Raw genomic sequence first — 17714 nt, 5'->3', positions numbered from 1 at the left:
ATATTCCTGTTTTCAGGATTCTGCCAACGCATCCAATTCCCGTCGTCTGAATTCCTTACATCTGACAATTCCTTTCGCCAGCAAAAACCATCCAGACAATTGGCTGACAATCGCCAGATGGTCAACTGCCTGTTTGTCAGAACATTACAGCGAAAAACCAGATGGTCTGACAGTTTTTTCGCAATTCTTGATTTTACTAAGAATCAGCGATATTGGCAACTTTTACTCATATTACTTTCGAAAAATCATGGCTTAAGCCCTAATGACCGATTTGGGATAAAAAATAAAAGATTTTATTTTGGTATTGTCTTCGTTTTCACTATCTTTGCCAATATAAAGGTAAAAACAAGACAGATAATTATTAAATGACGGCAAACGAATTCTTCAGAAAGTTGATGAGCGGCAAGTTCTGGGCTAACATCGGAGCTATGCTTATCGTTGTGGTGCTGCTTTGCCTCGGCGTTAAGTTCGGACTCGACCTATACACTCATCACGGTGAGGAGATAGTGGTGCCGGATGTGAAACACAAGGTGTTCAGCGATGCCGAACAGCTGCTCTCCAACAGGGGCCTCGACATACAGGTGGTGGACACGGGATATGTGAAGACGCTGCCGCCCGACTGCGTGCTCGACCAGATGCTTGCACCCGGGTCGAAGGTGAAGAGAGGCAGAGTGGTGTATGTGGTGATAAACTCCGCACACTCGCCGATGCTCACGCTCCCAGACATCATCGACAACAACTCCTACAGAGAGGCAAGGGCAAACCTGATAGCCATGGGATTCAAGGTGGGACCGCCACAGTATGTGTCGGGAGAGAAAGACTGGGTGTATGGAGTGGTGTGTCACGGACAGAACCTGAGGAACGGACAGAAAGTGTCTATCGAAGACGTGCTGACGATACAGGTGGGCGACGGAGTGATGAACATGAACGACGACATAATATACACCGATCCTGAATATATGCCTAACGACGGCGACTCTACGGCAACCCATACCGACGGCGGCGTGATAGAAGGAGAGGGAGGCCACGACGACTTCGAGGTGGTGAATGGTCCGGAATAAAAACCGGCAGACCGTAATCCCTACAGCGAGAAGACAAGCCGGGCGCCGACAGCGGCACTGGCACAATGACAACAAAACGACGGAATACAGACAATGATAGAAGACTCCATGATACCGGCAACCGAGGAAGAACTGACCGACGACGAGAACGGACAGCTCTACGAACACCAGCGGTTGGTAGTGGACAAAGGACAGGTGCCGCTGCGCATCGACAAGTTCATGTGCGAACACCTGCAGCATACAAGCCGCAACAGGATACAGAAGGCGGCAGACGCCGGTTTCGTGCATGTGAACGAAAAGCCGGTGAAGAGCAACTACAAGGTGCGCCCGGGTGATGTCATCACACTGATGCTCGACCGTCCGCAATACGACAGCAGCATAGAGCCGGAGGAAATACCGCTCAACGTGGTGTATGAAGACTCCGAGCTGATGGTTATAAACAAACCCGCCGGAATGGTGGTGCATCCCGGATGCGGCAATTATCACGGCACACTCGTCAACGCCGTAGCGTGGCACCTCAGGGATGTGCCCGGCTACGACCCCAACGACCCCGAAGTGGGACTCGTGCACAGGATAGACAAAGACACCAGCGGACTGCTCGTGGTGGCAAAGACGCCACTCGCCAAGACAAAGCTCGGAGTGCAGTTCTTCAACAAGACCACCCACCGCAGCTACAACGCCCTGGTGTGGGGCAACTTCGTGGAGGACGACGGACGCATAGAAGGAAACATCGGCCGCGACCCCAAAGACCGTCTGCGCATGGCAGTGTTCCCTCCCGGCTCCGAAATCGGCAAACCGGCGGTGACCCACTACAGGGTGTTGCAGCGCTTCGGCTACGTCACCCTCGTGGAGTGTATCCTCGAAACGGGCCGCACGCATCAGATCAGGGCACACATGAAGCATATCGGCCATCCGCTCTTCAGCGACGAGAGATACGGCGGCAACGAGATATTGAGAGGCGAGCGCTGCGGCACATACCAGCAGTTCGTGCGCAACTGCTTCAAGATATGTCCACGCCAGGCCCTGCATGCCAAGACACTCGGCTTCGTGCATCCCAAGACGGGGCAGCAGATGGACTTCACGTCAGAACTGCCCGACGACATGCAGATGCTGATAGAGAAATGGCAGAAGAGGGTGCCGGTGAGAGAATGAAAACAATAAAACGGAAAATAACAACATTAAAATATTCATCATTATGAAAAATCTTAAACGTACGATAGCCATCGTCTGTGGTGGCGACTCATCAGAGCATGACGTGTCAATGCGCTCGGCACAGGGACTCTATTCTTTCTTCGACAAGGAGCGCTACGATGTATATATCGTTGAGATGAAAGGCTACAACTGGCGCGTGGAACTCGCCGACGGCACATGGGCACCCATCGACCGCAACGACTTCTCGTTTATGGACAACGGAAAGTTCGTGCAGTTCGACTATGCCTACATCACCATCCACGGCACACCGGGCGAGAACGGTATCCTGCAAGGATATTTCGAACTCATCCATCTGCCTTATTCCACAAGCGGAGTGCTCGTAGAGGCAATGACCTTCGACAAGTTCGTGCTCAACCAGTATCTGCGCGGCTATGGAGTGAGCGTTGCCGACAGCCTGCTCATCCGCAAAGGCTACGAGACTCTCGTTTCCGACGATGAGATAGAGGAGAAGATCGGTATGCCATGCTTCGTGAAGCCGGCAGCCGACGGCAGCAGCTTCGGTGTGTCGAAGGTGAAGAACAAAGACCAGCTCGCCCCTGCCATCCGCAAGGCAATAATGGAGAGCGACGACGTGATGGTGGAGAAATTCATCGAAGGAACGGAAATCTCCATCGGCTGCTACAAGACACGCGAGAAGAGCGTGGTGTTCCCGGCTACCGAGGTGGTGACACAGAACGAGTTCTTCGACTACGACGCCAAATACAACGGCAAGGTGACGGAGATAACACCGGCACGCCTCAGTGAGGAGACCACGGCACGCGTGAAGGAGATAACGAGCCGGATCTACGATATCCTGCACTGCAACGGTATTATCCGCATCGACTATATCATCAGCCGTGGAGTGGGAAGCAACGGCGAAGAGGTGGACAAGGTGAACATGATAGAGATAAACACCACACCGGGAATGACCGCCACCAGCTTCATACCACAGCAGGTGAAGGCAGCCGGACTGAACATGACGGATGTGCTGACGGACATCGTGGAGAACCAGTTCAGATAACGATAATACATAATACTATTCATTATGAAGACTCCATCCATTTACGACGATATACGTCCTTTCGACCCCGAAGAGCTGCCTGCAGCCTTTGAACGCCTGCTCTCGGACGCACAGTTCCAACAGGTGCTCGGATATCTTTATCCAGGAGTGCCACTGGAGGCGGTAAAGACAAAGATGATGGCATGCAAGACGAACCTGGAGTTCCAGCTCGCTTTCTGCTATGGTTTTCTGAAAGACCTTATGGCAAAGGCAAGCAAGGGGTTCGACATGAATGTGGAGGCGGTGGACGTGACGAAGCGTTACACCTTTGTGAGCAACCATCGCGACATCGTGCTCGATTCGGCGCTCCTCGACGTGCTGCTCTATGACGCTGGCTTCAACACCACATGCGAGATTGCCATCGGCGACAATCTGCTGTCGCTGCCATGGGTGAAAGACCTCGTAAGACTCAACAAGTCGTTCATCGTGCAGCGCTCGCTCTCGCCAAGGGAGTTCCTCATGGCGAGCAAGAAGATGGCGGAGTATATGCACTACGTGGTGGGCGAGAAGAACGACAACATCTGGATTGCGCAGCGCGAAGGCAGAGCCAAAGACTCCAACGACCGCACACAGCCGTCCATCCTCAAGATGATGGCGATGGGAGGGGAGGGAAGCCCCGTTGACCGTCTGCGCCAGCTGCATATCGTGCCGCTCGCCATATCCTACGAATACGACCCGTGCGACTTCCTGAAGGCTGCCGAGTTCCAGCTCAGGCGCGACGTGCCGGGATGGAAGAAGACGGCGCTCGACGATGTGAACAGCATGCGCACCGGCATCATGGGATACAAGGGAGGTGTGCATTACCACTGCGCACCGTGTATCGACGGGTTCCTCGACAACCTGTCGCCGGATATTCCGAAGACGAAGGTGTTTGACGTCATTGCCGAACATATCGACAAGGAGATATTCAGGAACTACCGCCTGTATCCGTCGAACTACATCGCCCTCGACATGCTCGAAGGCAATGAGGCGCATGCCGGCAGATATACGGCTGAAGACAAGGCCGTGTTTGAGAAATATCTGCAGGGACAGATTGCCAGGATTGACATTCCGAACAAGGATGAGGCGTTCCTGAGAGAACGGATGCTCACCATGTATGCTAACCCGGCAAGAAACAGCCTTGCCGTAACCGATTGATGATGACGATTCTACGACACATAACGACTGCCGCCGCCGGTATGGTGATGCTCGCTCTCGCCGTTTCGGCTTGCAGCAGCGATGCTTACGACACCGGCGACGGCAGTCTGTCGTATATGCGTGCCGACTTCGTGAAGGCGTTCGCCGACCACGACGGCAAGTTCACGGCGGCAATCACCGACGACGACCTCTCGCTGACACTCCAGCCCCTCTCGCTGACACTCCAGCCGACGATAGCGGCAGGATGGTCAGCGCCAGACACCGTGTGCCGTGCGCTGCTCTATTATGATGCCGCCCAACTGTCGGAATCGGCAAGGGAGGCAGCGGTGCGCCCCGTGGCGATTGGCAGGGTGCTGATGCCTAAGGTGGTGAACCGCATGGCATTGGCAACCGATTTGCCCACCGACCCCGTGGTGATTGAAACGGCATGGAGAAGCAACAACCACAAGTATATAAACCTGGGACTGCAACTGAAAACCGGTACAACAGACGGTAATGTGGCAGCGCAGGCGATAGGTTGGGTCTATACCGGCAGCACTACGCTCGACGGCGGAGCGCAGCGCCATTCCTTCATGCTGGCACACTCGCAGAACGGAGTGCCGCAATACTATTCCACACCATTGTATGTCAGTCTGTCGCTCGACGAACTGCCGGTGACACCCGGCGACGGCGACGAGATAGAGGTGAGCGTGAACACATACAAGGGAGTGGTCAGCCGCACATTCCAGCCATAGGCGGTGCCGATCTGCCATGACAAGACAAATGAAAAGAAAGAAATGAAAGGATTACCAAATTATACAATCAATGCCAACGGCAGACTCATCGACCTCTCAAATCCGCAGGTGATGGGAATTCTGAACGCCACTCCAGACTCCTTCTATGAGGGAAGCCGCAAGCAGACGGAACGCGACATCGCCGACCGCGCCAACCAGATTGTGACGGAGGGCGGCAGCATGATAGACATCGGAGCCTTCTCCACAAGGCCCGGAGCGGCACAGGTGACGGCAGAAGAAGAGATGCAGAGAATGAGGCGTGCCCTGACGATAGTGAGAGGACAGCAGCCTGATGCAGTGCTCAGCATCGACACCTTCCGTCCGGAGATAGCCCGGATGGCAGTGGAGGAGTTCGGGGCGGCTATAATCAACGACGTTTCCGAGGGAAACATCAACGGAGCCTTCGGAGGCGCCGATGCCACGAATCCCAACGGAGAGACGGAGAGCGACGACAGCAGGTATCCCGCCATCTTCCGCATGGTGGCAAAGCTCGGTGTGCCATATATCCTCATGTCTACCCATGGAGAGATGGGCGACATAATGATAAACCTGGCGAGAGAGGTGCAGATGCTCCGCGACCTGGGAGTCAAGGATATCATCCTCGACCCGGGCTTCGGATTCGGAAAGACGCTCGACCAGAACTATATACTGCTGCAGCGGATGGACGAACTGAAGGCTTTCGGACTGCCCGTCCTCGTGGGGGCATCGAGAAAGTCGATGATATTCAGACTCCTGGATTCCACTCCTGCCGAAGCGCTGAACGGCACTACCGTCGTCAACACGCTGTCGCTGCTCAAGGGAGCCTCGATATTGAGGGTACACGACGTGAAGCCATGTGTGGAGACGGTGAAGATTGTGGAGAAGATGCTCGGATGCGGAGAATGAGCCTATATATATAATAAGGAGAAAAACGGATGTTTGAATTTGGAATAAAAGACATAATAGACATAGTATGCGTCGCCATGATGCTATACTATCTGTATCGGTTGATGAAGGAGTCGCGTTCGCTCAACGTGTTCATCGGCATCATCGTGTTTGTGGTGATCTGGCTCTTCGTGAGCCAGGTGCTCGAGATGCGACTTCTGGGCAGCATCATGGACAAGCTGGTGAGCGTGGGAGTGATAGCCCTCATCATCATCTTCCAGGAGGAGATACGAAAGTTTCTGTATTCGCTCGGAGCGCATCAGCGGATGAGACGCTTCGCCAGCCTCTTCTCGTCGGGCAGCAAGAACAAGAAGGATATGGACAAGACAGCCATCATGCCAATCGTGATGGCGTGTATCAACATGAGCCGCGGCAAGGTGGGAGCGCTCATCGTGATAGAGCGTATGGTGTCGCTCGACGATATCATAGAGACCGGCGACATCATAGACGCCAATATCAACCAGCGGCTTATAGAGAACATCTTCTTCAAGAACTCACCGCTCCACGACGGTGCGATGGTGGTGTCGAAACGCCGTATCCGTGCTGCCGGCTGCATCCTGCCGGTGAGCCACAGCGTGGACATACCCAAGGAGCTCGGACTGCGCCATCGTGCAGCCCTCGGCATATCGCAGGATAGCGATGCCATCGCCGTGGTGGTGTCTGAAGAAACGGGAGGCATCTCCGTGGCTATCAAGGGCGAGTTCCGCCTGCGTTTGTCCGGCGAGCTGCTTGAGAGCATACTGACCAAGGAGCTGTTGGGCTGATGCACAGACACCATGGGCTGACGGGACCGTATCGCGTCCTGTCGGCTTGTCTGATAATTGGGTTCGATATGTTTGTCCGTCAATAGGGTATGATATGCTTGTCTGATAATTCAGTCCGGTTGGATGATCCGATAATATAGTCCGGTTGGATGGATAATAAGTCCGATTTGATGATACAATAAAAAAGCAGAGGAGAACATTCAGCGTGATGCCGATGTTCTCCTCTGCTGTTTTCCTTTCTTTGGATAAAGGCGCGCAAATTACTTGCCGTGGTTCTCGTCAGAAACAGTAAGCTTCTTGCGACCCTTTGCGCGACGTGCAGCGAGCACGCGGCGACCGTTCTTTGTTGCCATTCTCTCACGGAAACCGTGCTTGTTCACACGTCTTCTGTTGTGTGGCTGAAATGTTCTTTTCATCGTTTTTTATTTTATTTATTGTTATTGTTTATACACTTTGGGCTGCAAAAGTACTCATTTCTTTTGATTTAACCAAAGGTAAACGGATTTTTGCGCACTTCTTTTATGGTTTTTTCTGAATTTGTTGTAACTTTGCAGTCGGAAACAGGCAAAATCGCTATCCCTGACGGTGTTATGACTGTTGAGGAGGAGATTTCAGCCTCAGAAATGAGATTATAAATTATAAGCAATAAAAACAAAATGATTAATTCACAGGACATTAAGAAAGGCGTTGCTGTTCGTATGGACGGCGGCATTTGGGTTTGCATCGACTTCCAGCACCGCAAGCCAGGTAAGGGAAACACCATCATGAACATCAAGTTGAAGAACGTTACAGACGGTCGTGTGCTTGAGCGTCGTTACAATATCGGCGAGAAACTTGAGGATGTTTCTATCACACGTCGCCCATACCAGTATCTCTACAAAGAGGGAGAGGACTATATCTTCATGAATCAGGAGACATACGACCAGACTCCTATCCCTGCAGAGCTCGTGTCAGGAGTTGAGTTCATGAAGGAGTCAGACATCGTGGAAGTTGTTTCTGATGCTGACACAGACACAGTGCTCTATGCCGAGATGCCTGTAAAGACAAACCTCCGCGTGGTTCACAGCGAGCCGGGAATCAAGGGCGATACAGCTACCAACGCTACAAAGCCTGCTACAGTAGAGAGCGGTGCAGAGATCCGCGTGCCTCTCTTCATCAACGAGGGCGACCTTATCCAGGTTGACACTCGCGACGGTAGCTATCTGAGCCGCGTGAAGGAATAATGACCGTTGACAAGAGTCTTATTGACGGATGACATACAAGTGGTGAAGAATCCAATGGTGTCCTGCTACGAGTGGGCTGGCTGCTGGAGCTTCACCATTTTTTGTTTCCATGCCCATACGGGCAAACACCAAGAATGTCGCCATGATACCCGAAGGGGAAATTATGGTGGCAGCAACAAAACAGAAGCCCTTGACACAACAGATATGAAATACTCCATTATTGTTCCAGTATATAACCGTCCCGACGAGGTAGACGAACTGCTCGCAAGTCTCGTCGGGCAGACAGAGAAAGACTTTGAGGTTGTCATCGTTGAAGATGGCAGCAGCAAGCCGTGCAAGGAAGTGTGCGACAGATACGCCGATGCCCTCGACCTGCATTATTATATGAAGCCGAACGGCGGACCCGGACAGAGCCGCAATTATGGGGTGGAGCGTGCCAAAGGCGACTACGTGTTGATTCTCGACTCCGACGTGGTGTTGCCGCCGGGATACATCAGCAGCGTGAGCGAGGAACTGCAGCGTGAGCCTGCCGACGCTTTCGGCGGACCGGATTGCGCCCATCCGTCGTTCACCGACACGCAGAAGGCGATAAGCTATTCAATGACCAGCTTCTTCACCACCGGCGGAATACGCGGCAGCAAGAAGAAAAAGCTCGACAAGTTCTATCCGCGCTCCTTCAACATGGGAGTGAGGAGAGACGTATACAACAAGTTGGGAGGATTCTCCAAGATGCGCTTCGGCGAAGACATAGACTTCAGCATCCGGATCTTCAAGGCAGGATGCAGATGCCGCCTCTTTCCCGAATCATGGGTGTGGCACAAGCGCCGTACCGACTTCCGCAAGTTCTTCCGCCAGGTATACAACAGCGGCATAGCGCGCATCAACCTATACAAGAAATACCCGGAGTCGCTGAAGCTCGTGCATCTGCTCCCGATGGTATTCACCGTGGGCGTTATCCTTCTCGTGCTCACGTCAGCCGTCGGCAGACTGCTGATGCACTACGACGACATCGACCGCTGGTATTGGCTGTGTGCCGCTCCGTGGCTGCCAATCCTGGCATATTGCGTGTTGATATTCATCGATGCCACAAAGCAATACCGCAGCGCCAAAATCGGTGGAATGAGCATCGCCGCCGCCTTCGTGCAGCTGATGGGATATGGATGCGGATTCCTTTCGGCATGGTGGAAACGCTGCGTGTTGGGCAAAGACGAGTTCCAGGCTTTTGAGAAGACATTCTACAAATGATTCCACCCCGTCTGACTATGGAAAAACTCAACATCACACAATGGGCAGAAGAAGACAGACCGAGGGAGAAACTCATGAGACTCGGCGCGGAGGCGCTCACCAATGCTGAGCTCCTCGCCATCCTCATAGGGTCTGGTTCGCCGGAGGAGACAGCCGTGGAACTGATGAAGCGCGTGCTCGGCGACTGCAACAACAATCTCAACACCCTCGGCAAGAAGAGCATCAGCGAGCTTACCGACGCCAGATACAAGGGACTCGGACCAGCCAAGGCCATCACCATCCTTGCTGCCTGCGAACTGGGCAAGCGCCGCCAGAGCGAGAAAGCGGAAGAGCGCCAGCGTATGGATTCGGCAGAGGCGATATATGAGTATATGCGGCCCAAGATGCAGGACCTCGCAACGGAGCAGGCGTGGGTGCTCCTGCTCAACCAGAACTTCAAACTCATAAAGACCGTCAGGATTTCGAGCGGCGGGATAAGCGAGACATCAGTAGATGTGAGGGTAGTGTTGAGGGAGGCACTGCTCTGCAATGCCACCGTAGTGGCTCTATGCCACAACCACCCGAGCAACAATCCGCGGCCCAGCGGTGACGACGACCGCATAACGCAGCGTCTGCAGAAGGCTTGTGAGACCATGAGGATATACATGCTCGACCACCTCGTGATTACAGACAGCGACTACTACAGCTATATGGAGAACGGAAAACTCGACAGATAGCTTGTGCGCTGCCTCATAAGCCCATGATTTCCCGCTGTCGGGAAATATTCTTCAAACTTAATTCTTCATTTTTGATTTATTTCGCTATCTTTGTATTTAATTTAATTATCTAAGTATGACACAAGAAGAAAAGACAAGGATAGAGGGAAGAATCGTCGACGTGTTGAAGACCGTCTACGACCCGGAAATACCAGTGAATATCTATGACCTCGGACTCATATACAGGATTGAGGTGGGAGATGACGGCAATGTGGACATCGACATGACGTTCACCGCTCCGTCATGCCCTGCGGCAGACTTCATCCTGGAGGACGTGCGCCAGAAGGTGGACTCGCTTGAGGGAGTGAAGTCGGCTAACGTCAACCTCGTGTTTGAGCCTGCCTGGGACCAGAGCATGCTCAGCGAAGAGGCACGTCTCGAACTGGGAATCGACTGACGCAGACCTCCCGAATCGCCATGCGCACGGCACGCGCACGGCGGAAACGCTGCACCCTATGTCAATAACACTCAAAACACAAGTTATGAAGAACGTATACATCCTATCTGACGCACACCTCGGCTCTCTGGCGATAGACCACAGCAGAATGCACGAGCGCCGTCTGGTGCGCTTTCTCGACGACATAAAGCATAAGGCGTCGGCGATATATCTGCTCGGCGACATGTTCGACTTCTGGTATGAATACAAATATGTGGTGCCGAAGGGCTACACACGGTTCCTCGGCAAACTCTCGGAGCTTACCGACATGGGAGTGGAGGTGCATTACTTCACCGGCAACCACGACATCTGGATGTATGGATATCTGGAGGAGGAGTGTGGCGTCATCCTGCACAAGAAGCCGGAAACGGTGGACATCTACGGCAAGGTGTTCTATCTGGCTCATGGCGACGGACTGGGCGACCCTGACTCGCGCTTCAAATTCATACGCAAGGTGTTCCACAACCGCTTCTGCCAGCACCTCTTCAGTTCGCTGCATCCGCGTTGGGGAATGTGGTTCGGACTTGAATGGGCGAGGAGAAGCCGCATGAAGCGTGCCGACGGCAAGGAGCCGCCATATATGGGCGAGGACAAGGAATATCTCGTAAGATACACCAAGGAGTATATGAAGACCCATCCTAACATCGACTATTTCGTGTATGGTCATCGCCATATCGAACTCGACCTCATGCTCTCGCGCAAGGTGCGCATGATGATTCTGGGCGACTGGATATGGCAGTTCTCCTATGTGGTATACGACGGGGAACATATCTTCCTTGAGGAATATGTAGAGGGAGAAAGCAAGATGTGATATACAGTATCAATATCAATCAATATCAATAATAGCAATAAAGGCTGCGATGAGATTCGCAGCCTTTATTGCTATTATTGATGTCTTTGCAGTGGGGTGTCTCGTTAGAGCAGTGCCATTGTGTCTGAAGCGATCATCAGCTCCTCGTCGGTTGGGATGACGCATACTGCCACCTTAGACTCTGGAGTAGAGATGATGGCCTCTTTTCCACGCAGGTTCTTGTTCTTCTCCACGTCGATTTCCACTCCGAGGTAAGTCAGCTTCTTGCATACTTCCTCACGCAGACTTGGCTGGTTCTCGCCAACGCCGGCTGTGAACACGATGATGTCGCAACCGTCCATAGCTGCTGCGTATGCACCGATATACTTGCGGATGCGGTAGAAATACATGTCGAAAGCGAGTTTCGCACGCTCGTTGCCTTCCTCGAAAGCCTTCTCGATTTCACGCATGTCAGAAGAGACGCCTGTTATGCCGAGCATACCGCTCTTCTTGTTCAGCAGGTCTGACAGGCCGTCGGCATCAAGTCCGAGCTTCTTCTCGATGAATGTCAGCGCACCGCCGTCAACGTCGCCGCTTCGTGTACCCATGATAAGTCCCTCCAGAGGAGTGAGACCCATTGAGGTGTCAACACACTTGCCGTCCTTTACGGCAGCGATGCTCGCACCGTTTCCGATATGGCATGTGATGATCTTCTTGCCCTCTGGCTTCACACCGAGGAATTCGCATACGCGCTGTGACACGTAGCGGTGGCTTGTTCCGTGGAAACCGTAGCGACGCACGCCATACTTCTCATACAGGTCGTAAGGAAGAGCATACATGAAAGCCTCCTTAGGCATTGTCTGATGGAATGCAGTGTCGAACACACCTACCTGTGGAAGTCCTGGCATCAGCTCCTGTACGGCGCGTACACCTTTGAGGTTTGCCGGATTGTGCAGCGGAGCGAGGTCTGTGCACTCCTCGAATACCTTGAGCACTTCGTCTGTAAGCAGCACGCTCTTGTTGAACTTCTCTCCTCCGTGTACCATGCGGTGTCCTACGGCATTGATTTCCTTCAGGTCTTTGATGACGCCGATTTCAGGGTCAACGAGCAGGCTGAAGATGAACTTTACACCCTCTGTGTGCTCTGGAATGTCGTGCATCACCGTCTTCTTCTCGCCGTTGGCGAGTTTCACTTTCACGAAAGCTCCGTCGAGTCCCACACGCTCCGCACCACCAGATGTCATTACAGTCTTGGTGTCCATGTCGTAGAGAGCATACTTGATAGAAGAGCTACCACAGTTTAAAACCAGAATCTTCATTTTGATATATTTGTTTTTTAGTGAGACTTTTGATTAATTCTTAGCGTCCATAGCCTGACAAGCGGTGATAGCCACCAGCTTGTAGATGTCGTCTACCGAGCAGCCGCGGCTCAGGTCGTTCACTGGGCGTGCGATACCCTGGAGCACTGGGCCGATAGCCTCGGCGCCACCAAGACGCTGCACCATCTTGTAAGAGATGTTGCCCACCTCGAGGCATGGATATACAAGCACGTTTGCCTTACCAGCGATTTCGCTGTCTGGAGCCTTCTTCTCGCCTACTGATGGAACGAGAGCGGCGTCAGCCTGGAGCTCACCATCGATCTTCAGTTCCGGATCCATCTCCTTGGCAAGCTTGGTAGCCTCTACCACCTTGTCTACAACCTCATGCTTCGCGCTGCCCTTTGTAGAGAAGCTCAGCATTGCCACGCGTGGCTCAGCGAAACCAGCAACAGACTTTGCTGTCTGGGCTGTGCACACTGCGATCTGTGCCAACTGTTGTGCGTCTGGCATTGGGGTAACGGCAACGTCGCCTACAACGAGCACACCGTTCTCGCCATACTGTGGCTCCTTGGTGATGAGAAGCATCGCACCGCTCACGCATGTGATGCCAGGAGCACACTTGATGATCTGCAATGCTGGGCGCAGTGTCTCGCCTGTGGTGCTCAGCGCACCGGAGATCTGTCCATCGGCATCACCGGTCTTGATAATCATGCAGCCCAGATAGAGTGGGTCTTTCACGAGCTCACGGGCCTGCTCGATTGTCATGCCCTTCTTCTTGCGGAGCTCAGCCAGCAGAGTGGCATACTCCTCGCTCTTTGGGTTGTTCTCCGGGTCGATGATGGTAGCCTTGTCGATGTTCTTCAAGCCCCATTTCTCAGCCAGAGAGTTGATCTCGGCAGGGTTGCCGATGAGGATGATGTTTGCCACGCCCTCTGCCAACACTTTGTCGGCTGCTCTAAGTGTACGCTCCTCTGTTGCTTCAGGGAGCACGATGCGCTGCTTGTTGCTTTTAGCGCGCTCGATGATTGATTGTACTAAATCCATGATTATAGTGTGTTTAAATAAGTTTGTCTTGTCAGGCAGGTACGGTGTTCAATGTATGTTCATCGTAGATGTTATGCAAAAGTAGTCATTTTATTTCTAATGTGGTGCCGTTTTGTTGAGTTTTTTATAAATATCGCCGTTCTTCCAATTTTGTAAGCCCTGTTTTGCAAAAAAAACAGTTTCTTGATATATATCACCTATATATATTATCCAAAATCTGTAATCAGGGCTTGCTTGGATTCTGATTTTCAGAAGAGTGGATTTCGTCTGGCTTTTATTTAGTGCTGATTGTGCTGCTATACTTTCTGGCAGGAACATAAAATCTCCATTCAGGGCTCTGAAAGAATATACTAATTACTGATTTGGATTTTATCGTAATTCTCTAAAAGCTCCTTTTCCTTTTGTTTTTTCTGTGCTTTCCTTGACTTTACAATTTCTCCCATATTGATTTGATAAGGTTCTGTGTCATACTCTCTCGTAAAGACATGGGTCCTGGTCTTAGGGTCGGTGATTGTGTCTGCTATGGCATCAAAGGCGGTCTCCTTGACAACACTGCATGACGACATTGAAAGTACTGTTACAGCACAAAGGGATACATGGATATAGGAATAATAGTTCTTCACTTTTTTCATTGATCTTGCTTTTTGTCGTATAACGAAGGAACTGCCGTTTTATTGCGGCAGTTTAAAAGCGATTCTGTTCTTTTCTAAGTTGCCAAAGAAAACAGGCGGTTGCCCCATGAACATCATTCACAGAGCAACCGCCTTTCACTTATTTCGTCATGTCGGCGTGGCTACGCCGATTAGTCATTTCATTTCGCTACCTTCTTGCCGTCCATGATATACATGCCGTTGGCTGGAGCTTCTTTCAGTTTCATTCCGCTGATGGAATACATCATTCCGTCTTTCTTACGGTCTTGGGTGGCAGCATTCACGCCTAACGTCACGCCGAAGTCCGACTGTGAGAATATCAGTTCGTCATTGTCGTAGCATTCAATGAGGTAACTGGTCATGCCGATAACCTTTTCCGGTCCGTAAATCCAAGTGTCAATATTGGAGCCAATGCCCTCTACCCAGCAAACGGTCTCGTTCCCAGGGCTTTCAATAATGATGCGCTTGCGATTCATACCTTTGACTGTGATTTCGTCAACGGTGGTGTTTCCACCTTCTCCATAGCCCAAGACGTCATCGCCGGTCTTAACTGCCATATCCAGCAGCAGCGAAGGTTTGCCAGAGTCCATATAATACAGTTTCCGGTCTTCTTCGTATGCCGCAAATGTATGTGTTTTGCCCTGGTCGTTGGTAATCCTTTTGCAGTTTCTGCCATCGACAATAGTATCTCCAGACACTCTGAAGTCCAGATACAGATCTTCATGCGGCCAATGTCGCACCAGCACTTTCCATCTTTTGCCCTCCGTGAGTATGTTCTTGTAATCCTGGGCGCTTACCGACAGACATGATGTCAGCGCAATAATCAAGAATAAAATCTTTTTCATAATATCATCTCCTTTATTATAGTTAATAAAATAATGTTCTGTGAATAGAGACATGTCACTGTTCGCTGAAATTCCATTCGTGTTCACGTCTTTCTGTTTCTCTCACTTGCTTTTCCGTTATACTCTTTGGCTGCCTATACAGTTCATCGTAATAAAGGTCAATCGTTGTCTTCTCGCTGTCGCCGCCTGTATCGGGTACATATATTACAGTACCTTCTGAACCGACCATCTGGGTGGACTGGTGCATCACATTTCCATACTGGTCTTTTACCACCACGCCAACATCATATATGGTGGAGTCTGACTTGATGGTTATCTCATCATCGTCGTAAGACACGGACGGATGGCCACAGGGGTGACCGACATCATTGCCTGGATGGTGTACATCTGTCAACTGCACATCTTTTATGTATATAGCATATAAGTTTGTGCAGCTGCAAGCAATAAATAAAGAGGCAATTAAAGTGTTTACTTTTCCCATTAGCTATTTATTTTGCAATTCTTCATCGCAAAATTAAACAAACTGCCTCAGTTTTGCTAAATAATGAATTTAGAAAAAGTTTAGTTTTTTTATTTTACAAAAAAACAGGATTTAGAAAGAGTTTAGTTTTAGACGTTACACATTGATTATAAGGACCTTATGAAATTATCAAAATCTTTGGCCTTGCCTTTTGACTTAAAGAATTTCGTGTACAGATTCGTCCTCTGTTGTGTTATTGCAGAGTAACTTCTATGCAAAATTACAGAAATTTCAGAGTTCTGGAATCCCATTTTGATGAGCAAACAAATCTTATATTCAAAATCTTTCATCTCATGCATTTTATATAGCTTGGTCTTGAAATACGGATGCTCTTTGTTCACTACAGAGTCTATTGTTTCCCAATCCACTGGCGTAAGATTCTTTTCTTCTCCAATTCTTTTCTGAATCATCGTATACAGTTCCACGATATCACACCCCGACGGTTTGGAACTGTTCTCAGAAATAGATATGGCTTTCTCGATGCCGCTTTGAATTTCTTTAATCTCAGCTTCATATCTTAGCTTCTCTTCTTTCTGTTGTTTGTTGAGATGCCTTATTTCAGTTTTCAAGGCTATCAGTTCATTGGTTTTCTCCTCTATCTTTGCCTTGTTTTCTCTGGTAGCTTCCTCGCGCAATTTGTCAAGCTGTTCGTTGAGATGCTTCAATCTGAGGTATTTCTTCTTGTTTCTCTCATTCATGAATGCATAGAACATTCCAAGCAGCAAGGCGCCAAGAACGATAATGCCCATCATCATCTTATTCTCTTTTGCCTCGGCTTTAAGCTGAATATTCTCTTTCTCCCGATTACTGTAGTTATATGCAAAATGCATTTTAGCAACTGAATTGACAGCATTGATCTTGTTTAGAGAATCAGAAAGAGTCATTCCTTCCTTCAAATAGAATAACGCCCTGTGTGTGTCATTATTGTCTACATAAAACCTGCTCAGATTCTTTGCAGCTTCATGTTTTGCATGTATGTCACCATCAGTCATTAGCAATGTACTATAAAAGAACACAGAATCCGGCTTCTTTTCTTTTTCATAAATATCCATCGCTATGGCATAAGCTGATGACTTTATTACGGTTTCCACATCATTCAATGTTTTAAACAAGAAACATTTCGCATTTTGCATGTCATCAACGTTGTAATATGCAAATGTCAACGACTGATTTATAGTATTATTGAGCAATTTACTGTCTACCTTTTGAGCAAGTCTAAAAGCATCCTTCATAGTAGACAACTGTTTGTGATATTGTTTCTTATAACTATATACCGTAGCAATATCCTTCAAGCTGTATGCCATGTTTATAGTGTCTTTCTGCATGGAATCACACACAAAAGACTGCCTATACATTTTCAGACCTTCATCATACATTTCCTGATACACGAAAAGTTTTCCCATCTGATTATATATACAGCTGCGGAAATACAGAGGAGTGTTCTCGTCTGTCAGGTCGAGTGCCTTCTGGAAATTCTCCAGACCCTGAGGGGCATCGTTCTTTTTTATGTAGTATTTGCCGAGGTAATAATACGACTGGCAGAGTTTGTCCTTTTCCGCCGTCCCCCTGAAGAAGTCGAGCACATGGAATATCGTGCTGTCCGCCAGGGGCTGGTAGGCATTGTTTGCCGCCTTCACCTTCAGCAGCAGATAATAATTGCGGTCGTAGGCATCTGTCGAGGGTTGGTCGTATTTTGCCGACAGCGCCTGCAGACGCGACATCGCCACTTCGGCACTGTCCTTGCAGATGGAGTCTACGGCAGAGAGTTCCTGTGGATAGCGGTGGGATCCGCCACATGAAGACACGACGGCAATAGTGGCCACCGCCAAGAGCAGAATGAGGGCTGACGACGACATTCCGCGCATTATCGTTTGGGTATGTTGTATTATATTCAAAGTCTGTTCTTTTTTAAGTTTCCACAAAAGTAAGATTTTTATGGCTACCTGCAAAGTTTTATGAAGAAAAACGCATATCAAC

Annotated in this window: 20 protein-coding genes; 13 read left to right on the top strand and 7 right to left on the bottom strand. The window is 50.2% G+C overall.

What is annotated here, in order from left to right; genetic code table 11:
* The 8 genes from QVO99_RS01365 to cdaA all read left to right on the top strand — a co-directional run.
* Positions 1–256, top strand: a 256-nt coding sequence (locus QVO99_RS01365; protein ID WP_288176850.1) for a hypothetical protein, incomplete at its 5' end; no start/stop codon positions are given.
* Positions 257–365: 109 nt separating this feature from the next.
* On the top strand, positions 366–1061 hold the full coding sequence (locus QVO99_RS01360) for a PASTA domain-containing protein (protein ID WP_022315794.1): 696 nt from the start codon (positions 366–368) through the stop codon (positions 1059–1061).
* 93 nt (positions 1062–1154) lie between these two features.
* A complete protein-coding gene (locus QVO99_RS01355) occupies positions 1155–2213 on the top strand; it encodes an RluA family pseudouridine synthase (RefSeq protein WP_022315793.1) in 1059 nt (352 codons plus the stop codon).
* Between the two features lie 43 nt (positions 2214–2256).
* On the top strand, positions 2257–3273 hold the full coding sequence (locus tag QVO99_RS01350) for a D-alanine--D-alanine ligase (protein ID WP_022315792.1): 1017 nt from the start codon (positions 2257–2259) through the stop codon (positions 3271–3273).
* 24 nt (positions 3274–3297) lie between these two features.
* The gene (locus tag QVO99_RS01345; protein ID WP_022315791.1) at positions 3298–4449 is read left to right on the top strand and encodes a 1-acyl-sn-glycerol-3-phosphate acyltransferase; all 1152 of its coding nucleotides are present in this window, start codon (positions 3298–3300) and stop codon (positions 4447–4449) included.
* Positions 4449–5183: a NigD1/NigD2 family lipoprotein gene (locus QVO99_RS01340; protein ID WP_022315790.1), complete on the top strand. Its 735-nt coding sequence runs from the start codon at positions 4449–4451 to the stop codon at positions 5181–5183. The genes QVO99_RS01345 and QVO99_RS01340 overlap by 1 nt, the downstream gene beginning before the upstream one ends.
* A gap of 42 nt (positions 5184–5225) precedes the next feature.
* Positions 5226–6107, top strand: coding sequence for a dihydropteroate synthase (locus tag QVO99_RS01335; RefSeq protein WP_022315789.1), 882 nt, complete (start codon positions 5226–5228; stop codon positions 6105–6107).
* 29 nt (positions 6108–6136) lie between these two features.
* Complete coding sequence (gene cdaA, locus QVO99_RS01330; protein ID WP_022315788.1) at positions 6137–6910, top strand: diadenylate cyclase CdaA; 774 nt, start codon at positions 6137–6139, stop codon at positions 6908–6910.
* A 260-nt stretch (positions 6911–7170) separates the two neighbouring features.
* Here cdaA and rpmH read toward each other — a convergent pair whose 3' ends face one another.
* Positions 7171–7326 (bottom strand): 50S ribosomal protein L34, encoded by a 156-nt coding sequence (gene rpmH, locus QVO99_RS01325; RefSeq protein ID WP_013063965.1) that lies wholly within the window; start codon positions 7324–7326, stop codon positions 7171–7173.
* Between the two features lie 240 nt (positions 7327–7566).
* Between rpmH and efp the strand changes: the two genes are divergently transcribed.
* From efp to QVO99_RS01300, 5 genes are all read left to right on the top strand, one after another.
* Positions 7567–8133 (top strand): elongation factor P, encoded by a 567-nt coding sequence (efp, locus tag QVO99_RS01320; RefSeq protein WP_022315787.1) that lies wholly within the window; start codon positions 7567–7569, stop codon positions 8131–8133.
* 204 nt (positions 8134–8337) lie between these two features.
* Complete coding sequence (locus QVO99_RS01315) at positions 8338–9378, top strand: glycosyltransferase (RefSeq protein WP_042518238.1); 1041 nt, start codon at positions 8338–8340, stop codon at positions 9376–9378.
* A 17-nt stretch (positions 9379–9395) separates the two neighbouring features.
* Positions 9396–10094, top strand: a complete 699-nt coding sequence (radC, locus tag QVO99_RS01310) for a RadC family protein (RefSeq protein ID WP_082027914.1) — start codon at positions 9396–9398, stop codon at positions 10092–10094.
* Between the two features lie 115 nt (positions 10095–10209).
* Positions 10210–10530, top strand: a complete 321-nt coding sequence (locus tag QVO99_RS01305; RefSeq protein ID WP_022315784.1) for a DUF59 domain-containing protein — start codon at positions 10210–10212, stop codon at positions 10528–10530.
* 85 nt (positions 10531–10615) lie between these two features.
* Entirely contained in the window at positions 10616–11380 is a 765-nt protein-coding gene (locus tag QVO99_RS01300) for a UDP-2,3-diacylglucosamine diphosphatase (RefSeq protein WP_022315783.1), read from the top strand.
* A gap of 104 nt (positions 11381–11484) precedes the next feature.
* On the opposite strand, the gene QVO99_RS01295 is transcribed toward QVO99_RS01300, so the two are convergent.
* The 6 genes from QVO99_RS01295 to QVO99_RS01270 all read right to left on the bottom strand — a co-directional run bounded on the left by QVO99_RS01295 (position 11485) and on the right by QVO99_RS01270 (position 17632).
* The gene (locus QVO99_RS01295) at positions 11485–12678 is read right to left on the bottom strand and encodes an acetate kinase (protein WP_022315782.1); all 1194 of its coding nucleotides are present in this window, start codon (positions 12676–12678) and stop codon (positions 11485–11487) included.
* A gap of 33 nt (positions 12679–12711) precedes the next feature.
* Positions 12712–13722, bottom strand: coding sequence for a phosphate acetyltransferase (pta, locus tag QVO99_RS01290; protein ID WP_022315781.1), 1011 nt, complete (start codon positions 13720–13722; stop codon positions 12712–12714).
* 350 nt (positions 13723–14072) lie between these two features.
* Complete coding sequence (locus tag QVO99_RS01285; RefSeq protein ID WP_022315780.1) at positions 14073–14354, bottom strand: hypothetical protein; 282 nt, start codon at positions 14352–14354, stop codon at positions 14073–14075.
* Positions 14355–14533: 179 nt separating this feature from the next.
* Positions 14534–15217, bottom strand: coding sequence for a hypothetical protein (locus tag QVO99_RS01280; RefSeq protein WP_022315779.1), 684 nt, complete (start codon positions 15215–15217; stop codon positions 14534–14536).
* Positions 15218–15272: 55 nt separating this feature from the next.
* Entirely contained in the window at positions 15273–15617 is a 345-nt protein-coding gene (locus QVO99_RS01275) for a hypothetical protein (RefSeq protein ID WP_288176849.1), read from the bottom strand.
* Positions 15618–15844: 227 nt separating this feature from the next.
* A complete protein-coding gene (locus QVO99_RS01270; RefSeq protein WP_288176848.1) occupies positions 15845–17632 on the bottom strand; it encodes a hypothetical protein in 1788 nt (595 codons plus the stop codon).
* Between the last annotated feature and the right edge of the window lie 82 nt (positions 17633–17714).

This window comes from Prevotella sp. CAG:592, assembly GCF_000436015.1.
Classification (GTDB): domain Bacteria; phylum Bacteroidota; class Bacteroidia; order Bacteroidales; family Bacteroidaceae; genus Prevotella; species Prevotella pectinovora.
This window is presented reverse-complemented; position numbering and strand designations above follow the sequence as displayed.

Coding starts and splice junctions, on each gene's coding strand:
- QVO99_RS01345 (WP_022315791.1), top strand. CDS start 3,298: ATGAAGACTCCATCCATTTACGACGATATACGTCCTTTCGACCCCGAA.
- rpmH (WP_013063965.1), bottom strand. CDS start 7,326: ATGAAAAGAACATTTCAGCCACACAACAGAAGACGTGTGAACAAGCAC.
- cdaA (WP_022315788.1), top strand. CDS start 6,137: ATGTTTGAATTTGGAATAAAAGACATAATAGACATAGTATGCGTCGCC.
- QVO99_RS01315 (WP_042518238.1), top strand. CDS start 8,338: ATGAAATACTCCATTATTGTTCCAGTATATAACCGTCCCGACGAGGTA.
- QVO99_RS01280 (WP_022315779.1), bottom strand. CDS start 15,217: ATGAAAAAGATTTTATTCTTGATTATTGCGCTGACATCATGTCTGTCG.
- QVO99_RS01335 (WP_022315789.1), top strand. CDS start 5,226: ATGAAAGGATTACCAAATTATACAATCAATGCCAACGGCAGACTCATC.
- QVO99_RS01360 (WP_022315794.1), top strand. CDS start 366: ATGACGGCAAACGAATTCTTCAGAAAGTTGATGAGCGGCAAGTTCTGG.
- pta (WP_022315781.1), bottom strand. CDS start 13,722: ATGGATTTAGTACAATCAATCATCGAGCGCGCTAAAAGCAACAAGCAG.
- QVO99_RS01350 (WP_022315792.1), top strand. CDS start 2,257: ATGAAAAATCTTAAACGTACGATAGCCATCGTCTGTGGTGGCGACTCA.
- efp (WP_022315787.1), top strand. CDS start 7,567: ATGATTAATTCACAGGACATTAAGAAAGGCGTTGCTGTTCGTATGGAC.
- QVO99_RS01305 (WP_022315784.1), top strand. CDS start 10,210: ATGACACAAGAAGAAAAGACAAGGATAGAGGGAAGAATCGTCGACGTG.
- QVO99_RS01355 (WP_022315793.1), top strand. CDS start 1,155: ATGATAGAAGACTCCATGATACCGGCAACCGAGGAAGAACTGACCGAC.
- QVO99_RS01285 (WP_022315780.1), bottom strand. CDS start 14,354: ATGAAAAAAGTGAAGAACTATTATTCCTATATCCATGTATCCCTTTGT.
- QVO99_RS01300 (WP_022315783.1), top strand. CDS start 10,616: ATGAAGAACGTATACATCCTATCTGACGCACACCTCGGCTCTCTGGCG.
- QVO99_RS01340 (WP_022315790.1), top strand. CDS start 4,449: ATGATGACGATTCTACGACACATAACGACTGCCGCCGCCGGTATGGTG.
- QVO99_RS01295 (WP_022315782.1), bottom strand. CDS start 12,678: ATGAAGATTCTGGTTTTAAACTGTGGTAGCTCTTCTATCAAGTATGCT.
- radC (WP_082027914.1), top strand. CDS start 9,396: ATGGAAAAACTCAACATCACACAATGGGCAGAAGAAGACAGACCGAGG.